General features: G+C 52.5%; 18 protein-coding genes. 12 read left to right on the top strand and 6 right to left on the bottom strand.

Going from position 1 to position 20,555, the window contains the following annotated elements; genetic code table 11:
- Positions 1 to 14: 14 nt before the first annotated feature.
- Positions 15 to 1,565, bottom strand: a complete 1,551-nt coding sequence (gpmI, locus tag JYB63_RS10615; protein ID WP_205657850.1) for a 2,3-bisphosphoglycerate-independent phosphoglycerate mutase — start codon at positions 1,563 to 1,565, stop codon at positions 15 to 17.
- Between the two features lie 369 nt (positions 1,566 to 1,934).
- Here gpmI and JYB63_RS10610 point away from each other — a divergent pair, with 369 nt between their 5' ends.
- From JYB63_RS10610 to secB, 3 genes are read left to right on the top strand one after another with little or no spacing between them, the layout of a single operon-like run.
- Positions 1,935 to 2,348: a rhodanese-like domain-containing protein gene (locus tag JYB63_RS10610; protein WP_205657849.1), complete on the top strand. Its 414-nt coding sequence runs from the start codon at positions 1,935 to 1,937 to the stop codon at positions 2,346 to 2,348.
- Between the two features lie 4 nt (positions 2,349 to 2,352).
- The gene (gene grxC, locus JYB63_RS10605) at positions 2,353 to 2,607 is read left to right on the top strand and encodes a glutaredoxin 3 (protein ID WP_205657848.1); all 255 of its coding nucleotides are present in this window, start codon (positions 2,353 to 2,355) and stop codon (positions 2,605 to 2,607) included.
- A gap of 27 nt (positions 2,608 to 2,634) precedes the next feature.
- On the top strand, positions 2,635 to 3,120 hold the full coding sequence (gene secB / locus JYB63_RS10600) for a protein-export chaperone SecB (protein ID WP_205657847.1): 486 nt from the start codon (positions 2,635 to 2,637) through the stop codon (positions 3,118 to 3,120).
- Positions 3,121 to 3,184: 64 nt separating this feature from the next.
- Here secB and JYB63_RS10595 read toward each other — a convergent pair whose 3' ends face one another.
- From JYB63_RS10595 to glnL, 4 genes are all read right to left on the bottom strand, one after another.
- Complete coding sequence (locus JYB63_RS10595; RefSeq protein WP_205657846.1) at positions 3,185 to 3,517, bottom strand: hypothetical protein; 333 nt, start codon at positions 3,515 to 3,517, stop codon at positions 3,185 to 3,187.
- A gap of 24 nt (positions 3,518 to 3,541) precedes the next feature.
- The gene (gene trmL, locus JYB63_RS10590) at positions 3,542 to 4,006 is read right to left on the bottom strand and encodes a tRNA (uridine(34)/cytosine(34)/5-carboxymethylaminomethyluridine(34)-2'-O)-methyltransferase TrmL (protein ID WP_205657845.1); all 465 of its coding nucleotides are present in this window, start codon (positions 4,004 to 4,006) and stop codon (positions 3,542 to 3,544) included.
- 64 nt (positions 4,007 to 4,070) lie between these two features.
- Positions 4,071 to 5,486, bottom strand: a complete 1,416-nt coding sequence (gene ntrC, locus JYB63_RS10585; protein ID WP_336510874.1) for a nitrogen regulation protein NR(I) — start codon at positions 5,484 to 5,486, stop codon at positions 4,071 to 4,073.
- Positions 5,479 to 6,594 carry a nitrogen regulation protein NR(II) gene (glnL, locus tag JYB63_RS10580; protein WP_205657843.1) on the bottom strand — a complete coding sequence of 372 codons (1,116 nt, stop codon included), beginning with the start codon at positions 6,592 to 6,594 and terminating at the stop codon, positions 5,479 to 5,481. The genes ntrC and glnL overlap by 8 nt, the downstream gene beginning before the upstream one ends.
- A gap of 624 nt (positions 6,595 to 7,218) precedes the next feature.
- On the opposite strand from glnL, the gene JYB63_RS10575 reads away from it, so the two are divergent.
- Positions 7,219 to 7,797, top strand: a complete 579-nt coding sequence (locus JYB63_RS10575) for a porin (RefSeq protein WP_205657842.1) — start codon at positions 7,219 to 7,221, stop codon at positions 7,795 to 7,797.
- Positions 7,798 to 7,867: 70 nt separating this feature from the next.
- Here JYB63_RS10575 and glnA read toward each other — a convergent pair whose 3' ends face one another.
- Positions 7,868 to 9,271, bottom strand: coding sequence for a glutamate--ammonia ligase (glnA, locus tag JYB63_RS10570; protein WP_205657841.1), 1,404 nt, complete (start codon positions 9,269 to 9,271; stop codon positions 7,868 to 7,870).
- A gap of 642 nt (positions 9,272 to 9,913) precedes the next feature.
- On the opposite strand from glnA, the gene typA reads away from it, so the two are divergent.
- From typA to JYB63_RS10530, 8 genes are all read left to right on the top strand, one after another.
- Positions 9,914 to 11,731: a translational GTPase TypA gene (typA, locus tag JYB63_RS10565; RefSeq protein WP_205657840.1), complete on the top strand. Its 1,818-nt coding sequence runs from the start codon at positions 9,914 to 9,916 to the stop codon at positions 11,729 to 11,731.
- A gap of 148 nt (positions 11,732 to 11,879) precedes the next feature.
- Entirely contained in the window at positions 11,880 to 12,830 is a 951-nt protein-coding gene (gene pip, locus JYB63_RS10560; RefSeq protein WP_205657839.1) for a prolyl aminopeptidase, read from the top strand.
- Positions 12,831 to 13,070: 240 nt separating this feature from the next.
- Positions 13,071 to 14,549, top strand: coding sequence for a Na+/H+ antiporter NhaC (gene nhaC, locus JYB63_RS10555; protein ID WP_243431930.1), 1,479 nt, complete (start codon positions 13,071 to 13,073; stop codon positions 14,547 to 14,549).
- A 200-nt stretch (positions 14,550 to 14,749) separates the two neighbouring features.
- Positions 14,750 to 15,187 (top strand): D-aminoacyl-tRNA deacylase, encoded by a 438-nt coding sequence (dtd, locus tag JYB63_RS10550; protein WP_205657838.1) that lies wholly within the window; start codon positions 14,750 to 14,752, stop codon positions 15,185 to 15,187.
- 3 nt (positions 15,188 to 15,190) lie between these two features.
- Complete coding sequence (locus JYB63_RS10545) at positions 15,191 to 16,084, top strand: AEC family transporter (RefSeq protein WP_205657837.1); 894 nt, start codon at positions 15,191 to 15,193, stop codon at positions 16,082 to 16,084.
- A 112-nt stretch (positions 16,085 to 16,196) separates the two neighbouring features.
- Positions 16,197 to 17,507, top strand: a complete 1,311-nt coding sequence (gene bioA, locus JYB63_RS10540) for an adenosylmethionine--8-amino-7-oxononanoate transaminase (protein ID WP_205657836.1) — start codon at positions 16,197 to 16,199, stop codon at positions 17,505 to 17,507.
- Between the two features lie 35 nt (positions 17,508 to 17,542).
- Positions 17,543 to 17,974 (top strand): acyl-CoA thioesterase, encoded by a 432-nt coding sequence (locus tag JYB63_RS10535; protein ID WP_205657835.1) that lies wholly within the window; start codon positions 17,543 to 17,545, stop codon positions 17,972 to 17,974.
- Between the two features lie 241 nt (positions 17,975 to 18,215).
- Positions 18,216 to 20,540, top strand: coding sequence for an FdhF/YdeP family oxidoreductase (locus JYB63_RS10530; protein ID WP_205657834.1), 2,325 nt, complete (start codon positions 18,216 to 18,218; stop codon positions 20,538 to 20,540).
- The last annotated feature ends 15 nt before the right edge of the window (positions 20,541 to 20,555 follow it).

Below are 20,555 nucleotides of genomic sequence, written 5' to 3'. Positions count from 1 at the left end.
GGCGGCCATATTCATCAGCTGAAACGCACCAGCGACTGGCCGGTCATTTCTGCCGGTTTTTCCAGCCCCATCAGATCCAGCAACGAAGGCGCCAGATCACACAGGGCACCGTCTTCCAAACTCAGCTGAGCATGGCGTGGACCGTCATAAATCAGCGCAACAGGCCAGTTGGTATGCGCCGTGTGCGCCTGTCCGGTTTTAGGATTTACCATCAGTTCAACGTTACCGTGGTCTGCCGTGATCAGGGTTTCACCGGCAACGCTCTGCATAGCTTCCAGCACCTGACTGATCGCACCGTCAATCACTTCAACCGCCTTAACCGCCGCATCAAAGTTACCGGTGTGACCAACCATATCCGGGTTCGCAAAGTTACAGACGATCAGGTCGTACTGGCCGCTCTTAATCGCTTCAACCAGCTTCTCGGTCACTTCCGGTGCACTCATTTCCGGCTTCAGATCGTAAGTAGCGACATCCGGTGACGGCACCAGAATCCGGTCTTCACCGGCATACGGCTGTTCTTCGCCGCCGTTAAAGAAGAAAGTCACGTGGGCGTATTTCTCTGTTTCAGAAATACGTAACTGGGTCCGGCCCAGGTCAGACAGGTATTCACCCAGGCTGTTGGTCAGCTTGTTAGGCGGATATGCACAGCTGGTTTTAATCGTTGAGGCATACTCGGTCATCATGACAAAGTCAGCCAGTGCCGGCACACGGCTGCGCTGGAAACCGTCGAAGTCGGTATCAACAAACGCGCGGGTAATTTCCCGGGCACGGTCAGGACGGAAATTCGCACAGATCACTGCATCATTATCACGGATCAGAGCAACCGGCTGCCCGTCTTCACCGATAATGCAGGTCGCTGCCACAAACTCATCATTCTCGTCCCGCTCATAAGCATTAGCCAGCGCATCGGCCGCAGAAGTTTCATAGTAAGGCGCCAGACCTTTAGTCATGGCATCGTATGCGGTCTGCACACGGTCCCAGCGGTTATCACGGTCCATTGCATAGTAGCGGCCCACAACGGTTGCCAGTGCACCGGTACCCAGCTCCGCAAACTTTTTCTCTGCAGCTTCAATGGATGGCTGTGCACTGCGTGGTGGCATATCACGACCATCCAGTATGCCGTGCAGGTAAACCTTGCTGACACCCCGCTTTACCGCCATTTCCAGCAAAGCAAAAATATGCTCTTCATGGCTGTGTACACCGCCCGGCGACAGCAACCCCATCACATGCACAGCACCGTCAGCCGCTTTGGCTTTATCAATCGCATTTACCAGCACTTCATTTTCAAACAGGCTGCCATCATCAATGGCTTTACTGATGCGGGTATAGTTCTGGTACACCGTACGGCCGGCACCAATATTCATATGACCCACTTCGGAGTTACCCATCTGACCGTCCGGCAACCCAACCGCCATCCCGGAAGTGGCAATACGGCTGTTTGGCGCATTCGCCATCAGACGATCCCAGGTCGGGGTATTCGCGGCCATCACGGCGCTGGATTCTGTGGCTTCGACGCCGAAACCATCAAGAATAATCAAAGCTTTGGTGCTACGTTGCTCGGTCATGGGTGATCTTTTCCGGTGTGTTACTGCCCGGCAGCAAACATCAGACAGGCTGATACGGGCTTTTTAGCTGATATGTAAGACCGCGCATTTTACTTGGAATTCCCCCATAAGGCGAACCCGGCAGGCATCTGCAGTGAATTTTTCCTGGCCATGAAAGTCACCCAAAGGCATAACAGAAGGAATCCTCAGGAAATCATCATTATTTAGCCTCAGCCTGTTACCTCCACAGCAAACGCGGGGTATACTTGGCCGCTTTACAGATTTTAACTGCGGCATGCGCGGCCGGCCGGTTTCGGCAACTGCCGCTGAATGTCCGCCACTTTTTTCTAAATACTGCGGCTGAACAAAGCACATCTAAAAAGGTTTACGATGGAACAAGTGATCGAATTCGCAACCAATAACTTCATGCTGATTATCGCCTGGGTACTGACTCTGGCCATGCTGATCTTCACCGAACAGCGTAAAGGCGGTAAAGCCGTCAACACCCATGAAGCAACCCGCCTGATCAATAAAGAGAATGCGGTCATTCTGGATATCCGTCCAAAGAAAGAATATGACACAGGCCATATCACGAATGCGATTCACATTCCGGTTAACGAACTTGATACCCGCATGACTGAAATCAACAAGCACAAAGAAAAGCCTGTTATTGTGGTCTGCAACCTGGGTCAGACTGCTGGCGCGGCAACCAAGAAACTGATGGCTGCGGGCTTTAGCAACGTCGTCAAACTGTCCGGTGGCATGACAGAGTGGAAGGCACAGAGCCTGCCTGTTCTGAAGTAATCCCATGGCTGAGATTACAATTTACAGCAACGGCTGGTGTCCGTTTTGCCGCCGAGCCAAAATGCTCCTGGAACACAAGCAGGCAGAGTACACAGAAATTGATGTGGAACGTCAGCCAGGCGCACGCCAGGAAATGATTGAACGGACCAGACGCACGTCTGTACCGCAAATTTTTATCGGTGATTACCATGTGGGCGGCTGCGATGACCTGTTTGCCCTGGAACACCAAGACAAACTCGACAGCCTGTTACAGGGCTGATCATCGACTGATATTTAAGGATTTAACATGGCTGAGAACGAACAAGCGCAACAGGAACAGGCAGCACCACAGTTTGCTATCCAGCGCATCTACACTAAAGACTCTTCTTTCGAAGCGCCAAACTCTCCGGCAGTATTCACTAAGCAATGGCAGCCGGAAATCAATCTGGACATGAACACTTCAACCAACAAACTGGAAGAAGGCGTTTACGAAGTTATCCTGACCCTGACTGTAACAGCTAAAAATGCTGAAGAAACAGCTTTCCTGGCAGAAATCCAGCAAGCTGGCATCTTCACCATTTCCGGTCTGGAAGAGCAGGAACTGCACCACACACTGGGTGCATTCTGCCCGAACATTCTGTTCCCATATGCCCGCGAAACTGTGGACAGCATGGTTAACAAAGGCAGCTTCCCTGCGGTTATGCTGGCACCTGTTAACTTCGATGCCCTGTACGCACAGCAAATGCAGCAGCGCATGGCGGAAGCAGAAGCTTCTCAGGAAGCTCAGCACTGAGCACCTGCCCGGATATAAAAAAACCGCTCATCTGAGCGGTTTTTTATTATCTGTATAAAAGCATCTACTGCCCAGTTTGCTGTGCCAGCCAGTCTGCGGCCTGCCCATTGTCTATCAGCGCCTGCAGCCCCTGGGCAGGTACAGGCAAAATCCCCAGCATGGCCGTATGCGGAATCTGATGCTCCGACATTAAAGCCGTAAAAGCATCAGACATCACCGCTACCGGTAACTGCTGATGTTGCAGTGACAGAATATTAATCATCTGCCCCCGGATGCCGGAAAAAGTTAACTTTACCCCGCCAAAACCGGTCGCCTTTAACCAACATTGCTCACGGTCCGGCGAATATTCCGGCGGTGCCAACTCAGTAATCAGCCAGACTTTTGACTGTGCCATCATTCTCTCTCCCGACAAGAAACGGTGCTAAACCTGGCCACCAAACCCCAACTGACGCCACGCCTCATAGACAACAACTGCAACCGTATTAGACAGGTTCAGGCTGCGGCTATCGCCTTTCATCGGTAAACGCAGTTTCTGTTCCGCTGGCAACGCATCGCGCACTTCATCAGGCAGGCCTTTTGTTTCCCGGCCAAAAAGCAAGATATCACCAGCGCTGAAGGCCGCTTCGCTGTAATTAGCTGTTCCTTTAGTGGTCAGAGCCCAGACCTTTCCGGGGTTCAGAGCCGCCACACAGTCATCAAGACTGGCATAACGCTTCACTTCAGCAAATTCATGATAATCCAGCCCTGCGCGACGCAGTTTTTTATCATCAAAATCAAATCCCAGAGGCTCGATCAGATGCAACTGAAAACCGGTATTCGCACACAGGCGGATAATATTTCCGGTATTCGGCGGGATTTCCGGCTGGAACAGCACCACGTGCAGCATAAAACATCCTGATATTCAAAAAGACTGGGCGGCAATTATAGCCGCCTGGAGAAGGGATTACAGCTCAGACATCATCCATTGCCAGCTCTTTAATCTTCCGGGTCAGGGTATTACGCCCCCAGCCCAGCAGTTCGGCTGCATCTTTACGCCGCCCGCCGGTATGTGCCAGTGCCACCCGGATCATTACCTTTTCAAAATCCGGCACAGCTGTTGCGAGCACGTCCGAGCGCCCCTGCCCCAGCTCGGCTTCGACCCAGCGCTGCAGGCCCGCCTGCCAGTTCATGCCGGTATCATTACCGGTCGTCACGCTGCCAGTCTGATCAGCCAACTCAGGTGGCAGATCCGCCAGCAGAACTTCCCGGCCGGACGCCATCACAGTCAGCCAGCGACAGGTATTTTCCAGCTGCCGGACATTACCGGGCCAGCTCAGTCCGGCAAGAAATTCAGCGGTTACCGGGTTGAGCACTTTAGGCTCTACCGCCAGCTCCCGGGCAGAACTTTGCAGGAAGTGTTCGGCCAGCTTGGGAATATCTTCCCGCCGCTGCGCCAGCTTGGGAATATGAATACGGATAACATTTAAGCGATGGAACAAATCCTCACGGAAACGTCCTTCTTTCACTAGCTTTTCCAGATCCTGATGGGTGGCCGCAATGATACGCACATCCACTTTAACTGAGGTATGGCCACCGACCCGATAGAATTCCCCTTCAGCCAACACCCTCAGAAGCCGGGTCTGGGTATCCGCAGGCATATCACCGATTTCATCCAGGAAAAGCGTGCCGCCATCAGCCTGCTCAAAACGTCCGGGACGCCGGCTGGCAGCCCCGGTAAACGCGCCCTTTTCATGGCCAAACAGCTCAGACTCCATCAGATCTTTAGGAATGGCTGCCATGTTCAGAGGTATGAATGGCGATGCCGCCCGCGGACTGTGCTGATGCAATGCCTGCGCAACCAGCTCTTTACCGGTACCGGACTCACCGTTTATCAGCACCGTAATGTTGGACTGGGATAAACGCCCGATCGCCCGGAACACCTCCTGCATGGCAGGCGCTTCACCAATAATCTCTGTACTGGGCTCAGGCTTTACTTCCACCAGCGACTGCTGTTCATGAGCATGCTCCACAGCGCGCATCACGATGGCGGTTGCTTCATCAATATCAAAAGGCTTGGGTAAGTATTCAAAAGCCCCGCCTTTATAAGAAGCAACCGCGCTGTCCAGATCGGAATGGGCAGTCATAATAATAATCGGTAAGTCCGGATACTCACCGTGCACCTGCTCCAGTAACGCAAAACCATCAATGCCCGGCATACGAATATCACTGAGCACTACATCAGGGCGCTCTCTTTCAAGCCGACTGAGCATGGCATCGCCGCTGTCGAAAGATGTGACCTGCAGGGAATCGCTCTTCAGCGCCCGTTCCAGCACCCAGCGGATCGACTGATCATCATCAACCACCCATACATTTGCCTGATTAGCCACGGATATTCTCCTGTTGATCATGCATACCTGCAGGCAGGTCCGCCGGCAGCGCTTCCAGCGGTATGAGTAACTGGAAGCGGGTCTCACCGGGCACCGTCTTACATTCAATTAAACCACCATGCTGTGAAAGGATTGTCTGGGCGATTGCCAGCCCCAGCCCCGTACCGGAGGCTCTGCCACTGACCATCGGATAAAAAATCTTACTGAGTAATTCTTCAGGTACACCCGGACCGTTATCAATCACCTCAACGCTGCATAACAGCCGGTGTGTTTCACTGCCCAGGGTAATATTCCGCACCACTCTGGTGCACAGGGTAATGCGCGGCTGTTCCGTATTCGCTTCCTGCAAAGCCTGCATACTGTTACGGACGATATTCAACACCGCCTGTATCAGCTGCGTCTGATCACCGGCAAACTCAGGTAAACTCGGATCATAATCGCGAATCAGTTTTATTGAGCCTGCTGTCTCTGCTTCAAGCAAGCTGGCAACATGTTCAAGAACGACGTGAATATTCACTGATGCCAGTTGCGGCCGGCGGTAAGGCCCCAGCAAGCGGTCTACCAGGTCCCGCAACCGGTCTGCCTCACTGATAATCACCTGGGTGTAATCATGCAAGCCCGGATCAGCCAGCTCCCGCTGCAACAACTGAGCTGCGCCACGCAATCCGCCCAGAGGATTCTTAATTTCATGGGCTAGCCCGCGTACCAGATTAATCGATGTTTCGTGCTGGCTGAGCAGCTCTTCTTCCCGGGAAATACGCAACCACCTGTCACGGGGATGCAATTCCAGTAAAAGCAGCTTTTCCCCTTGCTGAAGCATCGGATTCACACTGTAATCCACCGTAAACTGATGCCCGGACAAGCTGTTTACCTTGGCTTCACGCTTGGTAAATGGTCGCTGATGCTCCAGCGCCTCTCTTAACAGCTCCCAGTCCTCATCCCCGAGCATCAGCCACTGACGGACAGGCACATGAAACAGCCTCCGTTCGCTGGCCTCCAGCAACATTTCCGCTGCCGGGTTCATATACACCAGTGAAAAACGGTCATCGATCAGCATGACCGCTGTGGTCAGGTTATCCAATAACTGCTTATAAAGTTTTGTGGCCATATAGTCGCCTGAAAATTCCCTTCCGAAGTTTGGTCTTATACATTCAAGACACGGTGCCAGCGTCTTATGCGCTGATCTGATCATCTGATATTTACTACTGCAAAAACCGAACCAGACTGACATCTCTCTGAAACCGGGAGAATTGTCAGCCATTTCTCTGTATTACATTATTACCGCGCACCAAAATAGTGCAAGCCTGTCCATCAAAGGTCACACTGTTCGCCAGAGGAAGAAAGAGAATTTAATCAGAGGAAGGATTAATCCGTTTTAACAATATGTCTGTTTCCGGGACATTCTAGGCACAATTTAAAAAGCTTCCTTTACGGCGACTTTTTACACAGCAATCCTCTGAATTCCACCAGTGAGATTTTGCCGGCGGTCAATCCCATCGACGTTCAATTCTTCTCACTCTTCTAAGAAGTCCACGAATACAGCTTTACAACACGCTGAAGTTCCTGCTGCTAACCACTCCGGTTAACCCCTTCAACAGCCACAACAACAAAGCCTTACAAAATAACATTTCATTTTCCTTAAGCACTAGCTATATACTTAGCCACAGATTTAATGCCCAGTCGTTAAATCTCAGAGGCATGGAGCCCGATATACATTAAAAGGAATTAAACCATGAGAAAAATCTCTTCTTCCCTGGCCATTCTGGCCTTTACTGCACTCTCCACCCCTACCCTAGCCGAAACACCAGACTGGCTGAATGACGTTTACATTTTTGGCAGTGCAGGCAGGGCTGACCTGGATTCAGATGAAAAAATAGATCCCCTGTATAAGGTGGATGATAACGACACAACCTTTGCCTTTGGTGCCGGCTATCAGATCAATAAAAACTTTTCAGCGGAACTGGGTTACACCGATTTAGGGGAAATCTCAGTCGAAGACAATAACGACAGAAAAGGCTCACTTGATGCCAGCGGTTACATACTGGGCCTGAAAGGCGAAATAATGGTAACCCGGGACATCAGCCTGCTGGCCCGTACCGGGGTACTTTTCTGGGATGTGGACACAAAGAGTTTATCCGGCAATAAAAGCAGCACCGACGGTACAGACTGGTATCTGAGTGTAGGCGCTGCATACCACTTCACTGAGCAACTGGCGGTCGACTGGCAATTTTCCCGCTACGCCCTTGAAAACAAAGACAACGACAAGCTTGATATTGACACTGTTACCCTTGGCCTGACCTACAGCTTCTAGGCAGCCCAGGTTTTCCATGCCCACAAAAAAACCTCCCGAAGGAGGTTTTTTTTTCATCTGCTATCTGCGATTAAACAGAGTAGTACAGATCGAATTCTACCGGGTGAGTAGTCATGCTGACTTTCTCGCACTCTTCACGCTTCAGCGCGATGAAAGCATCGATCATGTCATCAGTGAATACGCCACCAGCAGTCAGGAATTCACGGTCGTTATCCAGAGCATTCAGTGCTTCTTCGAAAGATGCAGCTACAGTCGGGATTTCCTTCGCTTCTTCAGCTGGCAGATCGTACAGATCCTTATCAGCTGCATCGCCAGGGTGAATCTTGTTCTGGATACCGTCCAGACCAGCCATCATCAGTGCCGCGAAGCACAGGTATGGGTTAGCAGACGGATCAGGGAAGCGAGTCTCAACACGGTATGCCTTAGGGTTAGTTACGTAAGGAATACGGATAGACGCTGAACGGTTACGGGCAGAGTAAGCCAGCATTACCGGTGCTTCGAAACCAGGTACCAGACGCTTGTAAGCGTTAGTAGAAGAGTTAGTCAGCGCGTTCAGTGCTTTAGCGTGCTTGATGATACCGCCGATGTAGTACAGCGCTTCTTCACTCAGACCCGCATACTGGTCACCGTGGAAGATGTTCACGCCGTCTTTAGACAGAGACATGTGAACGTGCATACCGGAACCGTTGTCACCAACCAGTGGCTTAGGCATGAAGGTAGCAGTCTTACCGTAAGCGTGAGCAACGTTGTGTACGCAGTACTTCAGTACCTGTACTTCGTCAGCTTTGGCAGTCAGAGTGTTTGGACCAACACCGATTTCACACTGACCGGCAGTTGCTACTTCGTGGTGGTGTACTTCAATGGTCAGACCCATTGCTTCCATTGCGTCACACATTGCGCCACGCAGATCGTGCAGGGAATCAACCGGTGGTACCGGGAAGTAACCGCCCTTAACACGTGGACGGTGACCGGTGTTACCGCCTTCGATGCTGTGGTTAGAAGACCATTCAGCTTCCTGAGAGTTGATGGTGTAACCGCAACCGCTGATGTCAGCGTGCCACTTAACTTCGTCAAATACGAAGAACTCTGGCTCAGGACCGAAGATAGCAGTATCAGCAATACCGGTAGACGCCAGATAAGCTTCTGCACGCTTGGCAACAGAACGTGGATCACGCTCGTAACCCTGGCCAGTAGAAGGCTCAACGATGTTACAACGAACGATAACAGTAGAGTCTTCAGCGAACGGGTCCATAACAGACGCGCTGTCATCAGGCATCAGGATCATGTCAGATTCGTTGATGCCCTTCCAACCGCCGATAGAAGAACCGTCGAACATTTTACCTTCTTCGAAGAAGTCTTCATTCACTTCGCTCGATGGGATAGTAACGTGCTGCTCTTTACCGTGAGTATCGGTAAAACGCATATCAACCCAACGTACTTCGTTTTCTTTAATCAGCTTAATAGTCTCTGACATTATCGTCATCTCCACTGGTTTAAATTTGTCTGTTCTGTACCGTCATTGCCGATGCCGTCACCGTACAGAAAAAATATGTTTGCTAGGGCACTGGTCAAACGTATAAGGCTTACCGGCACCTTCGCCGCGACTACCGTTATGGGCAAGTCTAAAAGCAAAGCACGTGCCAACATTTAAAAGCGGATATTAAAAACTGAAAAAAGCCGCCATTTAAACAGTAATGCCGGGGTAAAACCGCCAGTAAACCTGTACAGTTCCCAATAAACATCTGACTTTCAGGGATTTTTCTGACAGCCATCTGTTTCTTTGCATTTCTGTCGCCAAACACCCTTTTACAACTATTTAAAAAAGCTGCCCGGCTGGCTTTTTCCTAACCGCCAAGCCATATCGCACCAAAACAGTGCAATCAAAGTAAGCACGCCCCATAAAAGGGCAAGACATGTAACCAACACCGGTCATCATCATTTTCGCCGCACAATATTACTGCAGTTTTACCGTCATGCCCTGTGCCAGCCCATTAAATCAGTCACTTAATGTGACATTTTGGTGATTTTTTCAAAACATGAATAAGAAACACACAGCTTTGCCCGCATTCATGTATAATGCGCGCCTTATTTATTTTGTCTGCACAGGTTCTCAGACGTGATCGAAAAACTAAGAAACATCGCAATCATTGCGCACGTTGACCATGGTAAAACCACCCTGGTCGACAAAATGCTCTCCCAGTCCGGCACCCTGGGTCGCCGTGATGAAGGCACTGAGCGTATCATGGACTCCAACGACCAGGAGAAAGAGCGTGGTATTACCATTCTGGCGAAAAACACCGCCATTGAATGGAATGACTACCACATCAACATCGTAGATACTCCTGGCCACGCCGACTTTGGTGGTGAAGTAGAACGTGTACTGTCGATGGTTGATTGCGTATGTCTGCTGGTAGACGCGGTTGATGGCCCGATGCCACAAACCCGCTTCGTTACCCAGAAAGCATTCGATCAGGGCCTGCGTCCTATCGTTGTGGTAAACAAGGTTGACCGCCCGGGCGCCCGTCCGGACTGGGTTATCGATCAGGTTTTCGATCTGTTTGACAGCCTGGGTGCCAGCGATGAACAGCTGGACTTCCCGGTTATCTACGCATCTGCCTTGAACGGCATCGCCGGCCTGGATCCTGAAGATCTGGCTGAAGATATGACGCCACTGTTTGAAGCCATCGTTGAGCACGTTGAGCCACCTAAGGTTGATACCGAAGGTCCTTTCCAGATGCAGGTTTCCGCACTGGACTACAACAGCTACGTGGGTGTTATCGGTGTTGGCCGTGTTACCCGTGGTACTGTGCGCCTGAACCACCCGGTTAAAGTTATCGACCGCGAAGGTGCGGTACGTAACGGTAAAGTTCAGAAGATCATGGGTTACCTGGGTCTGGAACGTGTTGATGTTGAAACTGCCCGTGCCGGCGACATCATCTGTATTACCGGTATCGACAAGCTGAACATTTCCGACACCCTGTGTGATCCGGAACTGGTTGAAGCGCTGCCGGCCCTGTCTGTAGACGAGCCAACTGTATCCATGACCTTCCAGGTGAATGACTCACCTTTCGCCGGTCAGGACGGTAAATACATCACCAGCCGGAACATCAAGGACCGTCTGGACCGTGAGCTTATCCACAACGTTGCACTGCGCGTTGAACCGGGTGACTCTCCTGAGAAATTCAAAGTATCCGGCCGTGGTGAACTGCACCTGTCGGTACTGATTGAATCTATGCGCCGTGAAGGTTACGAGCTGGGTGTATCCCGTCCGGAAGTAATCCAGAAAGAAGTGGATGGCGAAATCCACGAGCCATATGAAATGGTGATGATTGATGTTGAAGACCAGCATCAGGGCAACATCATTGAAGAACTGGGCAAGCGCAAAGGCGACATGACCAACATGGAAGTAGATGGTAAGGGCCGGGTACGTCTGACCTTCATCATTCCATCCCGCGGTCTGATCGGTTTCCGTTCCCTGTTCCTGACCATGACTTCCGGTACCGGCATCATGACTTCCATCTTCGACCACTACGGTCCTGTTAAAGAAGGTGAAGTTGTCAGCCGTATCAACGGCGTACTGGTTTCAATGGTATCCGGTAAGGTTCTGGGCTACGCCCTGTGGAACCTGCAGGAACGTGGCCGTCTGTGCGTTGATCCGAACATCGACGTTTACGAAGGCATGATTCTGGGTATTCACAGCCGCAGCAACGACCTGGCCGTTAACCCGACCAAAGGTAAGCAGCTGACCAACGTACGTGCCTCCGGCAGCGATGAAAACATCCAACTGACACCGCCTATCCGCTTCACACTGGAACAGGCGCTGGACTTCATCGAAGACGATGAACTGGTTGAAGTAACACCGGAAAACATCCGTCTGCGTAAGAAGATGCTGACTGAAAACGAACGTAAGCGTGCTGCCCGCGCTGCCAAGTAATTCAGCTCCTGCCTGACAAGCCGGTTTTAAGCCTTTTAAAACCGCTTTCCGCCCGGACAGTACTCACTGTCCGGGCTATACTCCCCCTTGCATTCAGTTAAATTCTTTAAGTAGCATCAGTACTTAAACTGCTAAGCAAGGTTGCCCAATGCATACACTTTATCCGGATATAAGCCCCTACAAACTGCATTCGCTGGATGTTGATGCGCAGCATCGCCTGTACGTTGAAGAAAGTGGCAATCCCCGGGGCATTCCGGTGCTGTTCGTTCACGGCGGTCCCGGCGGCGGCACCAGCCCCCAGCACCGCTGCTTCTTTGATCCGGAACGCTACCGCATTGTGCTCTTTGATCAGCGCGGCTGCGGACGCTCAACCCCACACGCTGAACTGAATAACAACACCACTGACCATCTCATCGAAGATATCGAAAAAATCCGTGAACACCTGAACATCGATCAGTTTCTGCTGTTCGGCGGCTCATGGGGCGCAACCCTCAGCCTGCTGTACGCACAACGGCATCCGGAAAGGGTCAGCGGGCTGATTCTGCGCGGTGTATTTCTGTGCCGCCGGGAAGATATCCAGTGGCTGTACCAACAGGGTGCAAGTGCCGTTTTTCCGGATTACTGGCAGGATTACATTGGTGAAATTCCGGAAGCTGAACACGGTGACCTTCTCACTGCATACTACCGCCGCCTGACATCCGATAACGAGATCGCCCGCATGTCAGCTGCCAAGGCCCTGTCTGTCTGGGAGGGACGCTGCTCCACCCTCGACCCTAAACCTAACGTAGTCGATCACTACTCTGATCCGCACATCGCTCTGGCCATGGCCCGACTTGAAGCGCACTATTTTGTGAACGAAGGCTTCATCACCAGCAACCAGATCCTTGAGCAAGCCTACCGTATCAGCGAAATTCCGACGGTCATCGTTCATGGCCGTTACGATATGGTTTGCCCGCTGCAACAGGCCTATGCACTGTATCAGGCACTGCCTCAGGCAGAACTGCATATCGTCCGTGACGCCGGCCACAGCTTGATGGAACCGGGCAATATCGATAACCTGATCAAGGCCACTAAAGCCTTTTCCCTCTCACTGGCCTGAACACGTTTACCGGGCTGAAAATACCCTCAGCCTGGCAATTACTCCCTGACTTTCTCCACCAAACCCCGCACAAAATCCTTTTAAAAACAGCCCTGTAAACAGCAGTTCACATTCGGTTTACAAGGTTTTACAGGGCATTCACCACCGCTCCCGGTAAAGACTTTAGTATTAATCAGTGGCTGGCCATTCGGATACTCTTTATCGCCCTGCCACAGTCTGTAACAACCCCTGGAGCAACATATGAATAATAAAATTGCTAAGCCGGGCCTCATGATGGCAATGCTGCCAATTGTGCTGACGCTGGCCATTCTCGGCATTCAACTTTTCTATTTCGGTGACTTCACCCCGCATATTCCCCTGGCGATCGGCCTGGCAATTACCGCTCTGATTGGCTGGTGCCGTGGCTATCGCTGGGATGACATCGAAGACGGCGCCCTGCACGTCGTCCGGGTAGGCTTACCCTCCATCGCCATTCTGATGACGGTCGGCATGATCGTCGGTATCTGGATTGCCAGCGGCACCGTGCCACTGCTGATTTATTACGGTCTGAAAATCCTCAGCCCGGAAATCTTCCTCGCCGCCAGCATGCTGCTTTGTGCGGTGGTATCAGTCTCGCTGGGGACATCCTGGGGGACCACCGGTACTGTCGGTCTGGCCCTGATGGGCATCGGTGCCGGCTTTGACATTCCGATGTACTGGACCGCCGGTGCGGTTGTTTCCGGTGCATTTTTCGGTGACAAGATTTCTCCGCTGTCGGATACCACCAACCTGGCCCCGGCCGTTACCGGTGTAAATCTGTTCGATCATATCCGCAACATGATGCCGACCACTGTACCGGCCATGCTGATCGCCTTTGCTATCTACGCCACCGTCGGTTACACCCTGATCGGTTCACAGCAGGTAGACTTCTCCAAAATTGAAAGCATCACCGGAGGCATTGAAGCAAACTTCAATCTGTCACTGCTGTTGCTGCTGCCTCCGGTAGTCGTCATTGTGCTGGCACTGAAAAAGATGCCGGCGCTGCCATCCCTGTTTGCCGGTGTGTTACTGGGCGCAGTACTGGCGGTAACGGTACAGGGGATCTCCCTGCATGACATCTTCAGCTTCATGCATTCCGGTTATAAGATCGATACCGGCGTTGCTGAAATAGACGGCCTGCTCAACCGGGGCGGTATTACATCCATGACATGGGTGATTACTCTGGTACTGATCGCTCTGAGCTTCGGTGGCGCACTGGAACGGACCCGCTGTCTGGAAACCCTGATTGATGCCGTCGTGCGTCGCACTCACAGTTTCTTTGGCCTGCAGGCATCGGCAACCGGATCTGCGGTAGCAACCAACCTGGTCGCCGGCGACCCGTACCTATCCATTGCATTGCCTGGTCGGATGTTTGCACCGGCCTACACCAAAACCGGTTACTCAAAACTGAACCTGTCCCGGGCGGTCGAAGAAGGCGGCACACTGATTTCCCCTCTGGTACCGTGGAATGCCGGTGGTGCATTTGTGATAACCGCACTGGGGCTGGGTATCGGTGACGGCAACTTCGAAAACCTGCTGTACATACCACTGGCTTTTGCCTGCTGGCTGTCGCCGATTATCGGCCTGTTCTACGCTGCAACCGGCCGCTTCTCACCCAAAGCCTCTCAGCAGGAGCTGGCACAGGCTGAAGCAGAAGAACATGACGCACTGAGTCTTCAGGAAGCCAAATCAGCAACCTGATAAAACCGCATTTGCAGCATTCATGCTGCGATCTCCGCCAACGCCGTCGCAAGACGGCGTTTTTTTATATGCTCTGTCACCATAAGCCCGCAGACTTTTCTGACTATTTTCCCACTGGCCTGACCACAGACTGGTCAGCTTCAGCCGAAACCACTACCATGCCTCCCCTGACTTTCTGATAACAAATATAAGGCACGGGCATGAAAGCACTTATCCAGCGGGTTAAATCAGCAGCGGTAGACATTCACGGTGAACGCCACGGCGAGATCGGCCCCGGCATGCTGGTACTGCTGGGTGTTGAAAGAACCGACACCACCGCCGATGCCGACAAGCTGCTGAAAAAAGTGCTCGGCTACCGGATGTTTTCCGATGCCGACGGCAAGATGAACCTCAACCTGCAACAGGCCGAAGGCGGCTTACTGGTGGTATCCCAGTTCACTCTGGTCGCAGACACCCGTAAAGGCATGCGCCCGGGCTTTTCATCCGGCGCCTCTCCCCAGTTAGGCGAAGAACTTTATGACTACTTCGTTAAACAAGCCCGTGAACTGCATCATGAAGTGGGCACCGGTCAGTTCGGAGCCGACATGCAAGTCAGCCTGACCAATGACGGCCCGGTTACCTTCATGCTGGAAAGCTGATCAATGACCGACTCTTACGCACTGGCTGAACGGATCTTCCTGACCGTTTTCCCACTGTTTACCATTGTGCTGTCTGGCTATCTCTATGGCCGACTGAAAAATCCTGACATGCGGCTGGCTAACCAGCTCAACATGGATATATTCGTGCCGGCGCTGCTGTTCTTTGTGCTGTCCGCCAAGTCATTCGATTTACCGGCCTTTAAAACCCTGGCACTGGGTGCTGCGCTGGTTATTCTCGGGTCAGGACTGATCCTCTGGCCCCTGTGTAAACTGCTGAAAATTGCGCCGAAAACCTTTCTGCCGCCGATGATGTTCAGTAACAGCGGTAATCTCGGCCTGCCACTGATCCTGCTGGCATTCGGTGAATATGCCCTGCCAGCGGCCGTGGTGCTGTTCATTGTAGAAATGACCCTGCACTTCACTGTGGGCATTTACATGATGGACCCGCGCACCAATCCGCTACAGCTGCTGCGTATGCCCATCATTATCGCCACCATTGCCGGCCTGAGCTGGAGCAGCCTGGAACTGACCATGCCAGCTGGCATTGCCACCGCACTGGATATGCTCGGCCAGATCTCCATACCGTTACTGCTCTTTACCTTAGGAGTCCGCCTGATAGACGTGGACTTCAGCGCCTGGCGAATCGGTGTGCTCGGGGCCGTTCTCTGCCCGGCAGCAGGCATTCTGATTGCCCTGCTGCTTCAGCCTCTGTTACAGCTGGAAGGCGAACAGTACGCTTACCTGCTTCTTTTTGGTGCACTGCCTCCTGCAGTCCTGAATTACATTGTGGCTGAACAGTTTAATCAGGAGCCCCGTCAGGTTGCCTCCATCGTACTGATTGGCAACATCGGCGCATTGCTGTTTATTCCGGCCACCCTGTATTTCGTTTTACGCTAACCGCGAAGGCTCAACCTTTGCGGTTTGCTTTCTCTGCGAAAGCCCGCTGTAATAGCGCCAGTTTCTTTTTTGGCGCATTACATCTGCCCGCCTGAATAACCGGATTACCGTCATGACATCAATCACCCAGACAGACCTCAGTTTCGACCAGCAACACATCTGGCACCCATACTCTTCTATGATCAGCCCACCATCTATGTACCCGGTGGTATCTGCAGAAGGCGTGCGCATCAAGCTGGAAGACGGCCGTGAACTGATTGACGGCATGGCGTCCTGGTGGTCTGTGATACACGGCTATAACCACCCGGAGCTGAATCAGGCAGCGCACGGACAGATCGATAAAATGTCCCATGTAATGTTCGGCGGCATTACCCACCAGCCAGCCATCGAACTGGCCAGACAACTGGTGGAAATGACACCGGAAAATCTGGACAAGGTATTTCTGGCGGACTCCGGTTCCGTGGCCGTTGAAGTGGCGATTAAAATGGCCATTCAGTACTGGCATGCCCGCCGCGCCCACGAAGGTAAAGCCAATACCAAACACAAATTACTGACCATCCGAAACGGCTATCACGGCGATACCTTCGGCGCGATGTCTGTGTGTGACCCGGTCAACGGTATGCATGAAATCTTTACCGAAGTTCTGCCACAACACTTCTTTGCACCGGCACCACGAACCGGCTTTAACGAAGACTGGGATGAAAGCGACTGTGCAGAACTGAAACGTCTTTTCGAAGCACACCATGAAGAAATCGCCGCGCTGATACTGGAACCCATTGTTCAGGGTGCCGGCGGTATGCGCTTCTATTCTCCTGAATATCTGAAAACCGCCCGTCAGCTATGCGATGAATATGATGTCCTGCTGATCGCCGATGAAATTGCCACCGGCTTCGCCCGCAGTGGTGCCCTGTTTGCCTGTGATCATGCCGGTATCGCACCGGATATTATGTGCCTGGGCAAGGCTATTACCGGGGGGTATATGACGCTGGCGGCCACACTGACCACCAGCCATATCGGTGAAACCATCTCCTCCGGCGGCGCTGGCTGCTTCATGCACGGCCCCACTTTCATGGGTAACCCGCTGGCCTGTGCGGTCGCCAATACCAGCCTGAAACTGTTGCGTGAATCCGACTGGAAAACCAACACCCAACGCATTCAGCAACAACTTGAACAGGGGCTTGCACCCTGCCGGGAGCTGAACTCAGTTGCAGAAGTCCGCTGTCTGGGTGCGATCGGTGTGGTTGAAATGAAACAGCCAGTGGACGCCCGCCGTATTCAGCAGGCATTTGTTGATGCTGGCATCTGGGTCAGACCATTTGGTAAGCTGGTATATGTGATGCCACCCTATATTATGAGTAATGAGGACCTGGCGATTCTCACCGGTGCTATGCATCAGGTGCTGGTGCAGATGGAAAACACATAACGTCAGGGAAATACTATTCGACACGGAGTTTACCTATGGCCCGTATAAAAATAGACATGCCCGACAACTACAGCTTCAGCACTGATATGCCGGTGCGGATCAGTGACATCAACTACGGCGGACATTTAGGCAATGACGCCGTGCTCTCCATGATCCACGAAGCCAGAGTGCGTTATCTTGCCAGCTTCAATTACACTGAAATGAATGTCGAAGGTCTGGGCATCATCATGACCGACTCCGCCATTGTATATAAAGCTGAAGGCTTTCACGGTGAACAGATTCAGATCGATATTGCCGTGGGTGACTTCAACAAGTACGGCTGCGATATCTATTATCTGTTAACCAATAAACAAACCGCCGTCGAAATCGCCCATGCCAAAACCGGCATTGTCTTCTTCGATTACGAAGCCCGGAAAGTCACCGGTATCCCCCAGGCTTTCCAGGATAACATCCGTAAAGATACCTGATTGATCTCCCTGACCGGCGTTATCACCGCCGGTCATCCCACCTCCCCTGACGCTCCTGTCACACCAAGGTCGCAGACGGTTTAGAAAGCGTTTTCTTACCGACAAAAACTTTTTTTACCACGACATAAGCTTTGTTAATAATAATTATCATTTGCAAAACTCTTCAAGTTTCTGTACAAGTAGCGCCATTTCTATGCTTAGCCGTTTTACACGGCAATAATAATTCCCAAAGAGGACCAAAATGGCCAAAAAAAAGATCGCCACCTATAAAGGCTCAGCCGGTGGCTGGGGGGCGCTCGCCAGTACATCGAGGCACTTGCTGAAAAGTGAGAACCCGGTCAAAAACATTCGCAGCCTGATGCGTACCAACCAGCACAAAGGCTTTGACTGCCCGGGCTGTGCCTGGGGTGACCAGAAGTCCGGCCATAAGGTCAGCTTCTGTGAAAACGGCGCTAAAGCCGTTAACTGGGAAGCCACTGCGAAGAAAGTTGGCGCGGACTTTTTTGCCAAAAATACCGTCAGCTATCTGGATACCCAGAGCGATTACTTTCTGGAGTATCAGGGCCGTCTGACAGAACCTATGCGTTACAACCGCGACACTGACCGCTATGAACCGGTCAGCTGGGATGCGGCTTTCCAACTGATTGCCCGCCACCTGAATGCACTGGATAACCCGGATCAGGCAGAATTCTATACCTCCGGACGGGCCAGTAACGAAGCGGCCTTCCTGTACCAGTTGTTTGTCCGCAGCTACGGCACCAACAACTTCCCGGACTGCTCCAACATGTGCCACGAAGCCAGTGGCGTTGCCCTGCGTGAAACCATTGGTGTGGGTAAAGGCACCGTCACCATGGATGACTTTGCCCAGGCCGATGCCATCTTCGTATTCGGCCAGAACCCGGGGACTAACCACCCGCGGATGCTGGACACCTTGCGTCAGGCATCCAAGCGCGGCGCAACCATCGTCAGCTTTAACAACCTGCGCGAACGGGGTCTGGAGCGTTTTACCAACCCGCAGAAGCCAATGGAAATGCTGACTAACGGTTATACCGAAATCAGTAAGCATTACTACACGCCTAAACTGGGCGGCGACATGGCACTGGTACGGGGCATTGTAAAAGCTCTGCTGGAGCTGGATGCCGAGCGTCAGTCCATGGGTAAAAACAGCCTGCTGGACCACCACTTCCTGACCCAGCACGCTGAAGGTGTCGATGCTTATCTGGAACTTGTCAGGGAATCTGACTGGGCCGTTCTGGAAGATCAGTCCGGCATCAGCCGCGAAGACATGTTCAAGGTTGCCGGCATCTACGCCCGCTCTGAACGGGTTATCTGCAGCTGGGCAATGGGTCTGACCCAGCACAAGCACTCTGTTGCTATTCTGCAGGAAATCGTCAACCTGCTGCTGTTACGGGGCAACATCGGTAAGCCAGGCGCCGGCGCCTGCCCGGTACGGGGCCATAGTAACGTACAGGGTGACCGCACCGTCGGTATCGACGAGAAAGCACCTAAGCCGCTTATCGACAAGCTGGAAGCGGTCTTCAAAACACCGATGCCACGGGAACGGGGTCACAACGCCATTCAGGCCGTACAGGCCATGCTGGACGGTGAGAGTAAAGTATTCATCGGCATGGGCGGCAACTTTGCTGCAGCCATGTCTGATACCGACGCTACCCGCCAGGCGCTGCGTAACTGTAACCTGACGGTAAACGTCAGCACCAAGCTGAACCGCTGCCACCTGACCCCGGGACAGGACTCCCTGATCCTGCCGTGCCTGGGCCGCACCGAAGTAGACCAGACCAGCGCCGGTGAACAGCGTATTACCGTGGAAGATTCAATGTGCATGGTGCACAGCTCCGGCGGCGTACTGCCACCGGCCAGCGACCAGCTGAAATCTGAAGTGAACATCATCGCCAACATGGCACAGAAAACTCTGGGCAACCACCCGGTTGACTGGCTGCACCTGGCGGAAGATAACGACCGCATCCGTAAGCTGATCGAAGCCTGCATCCCGGGCTTCCACGACTTCAATGAACGTCTGGAACAACCTGGCGGCTTCTACCTGGGTAACACCGCAGCACAACGGATCTGGATGACCGAAAACCGTCGTGCCAATGTCATGAGCAACCCGTTGCCGGAACAGCTGATCGCCGATCAGATCAAGCAGCAGACCGCCCCTGAAGGCACGGATATTTTCACCCTGCAGACCCTGCGCTCTCACGACCAGTACAACACCACCGTATACGGCTATAACGACCGTTACCGGGGCGTGAAAGGCATCCGTAAAGTGGTCTTCATGCACCAGGAAGACATGGACAAACTGGGCCTGAACCCGGAACAGGAAATCACCCTGACGTCCCACTGGCACGATGGCAGCGAACGTTCAGTAAGCGGCTTCAAAGCAGTTGCCTATGATATTCCGAAGGGCAACATGGCAGCGTACTATCCGGAAACCAACCCACTGGTACCACTGGACAGCTACGGCGACCGCAGCTTTACACCTACCTCGAAAGCTATTGCCATCAGCATCAAAACTGACAGCAACAGCAACGCGATAAAGCTAAGCTAGAGAGTTCAGCTAGAG

Source organism: Aliamphritea spongicola, from assembly GCF_017051665.1.
Taxonomy (GTDB): Bacteria; Pseudomonadota; Gammaproteobacteria; order Pseudomonadales; family Balneatricaceae; genus Amphritea; species Amphritea spongicola.
This window is presented reverse-complemented; position numbering and strand designations above follow the sequence as displayed.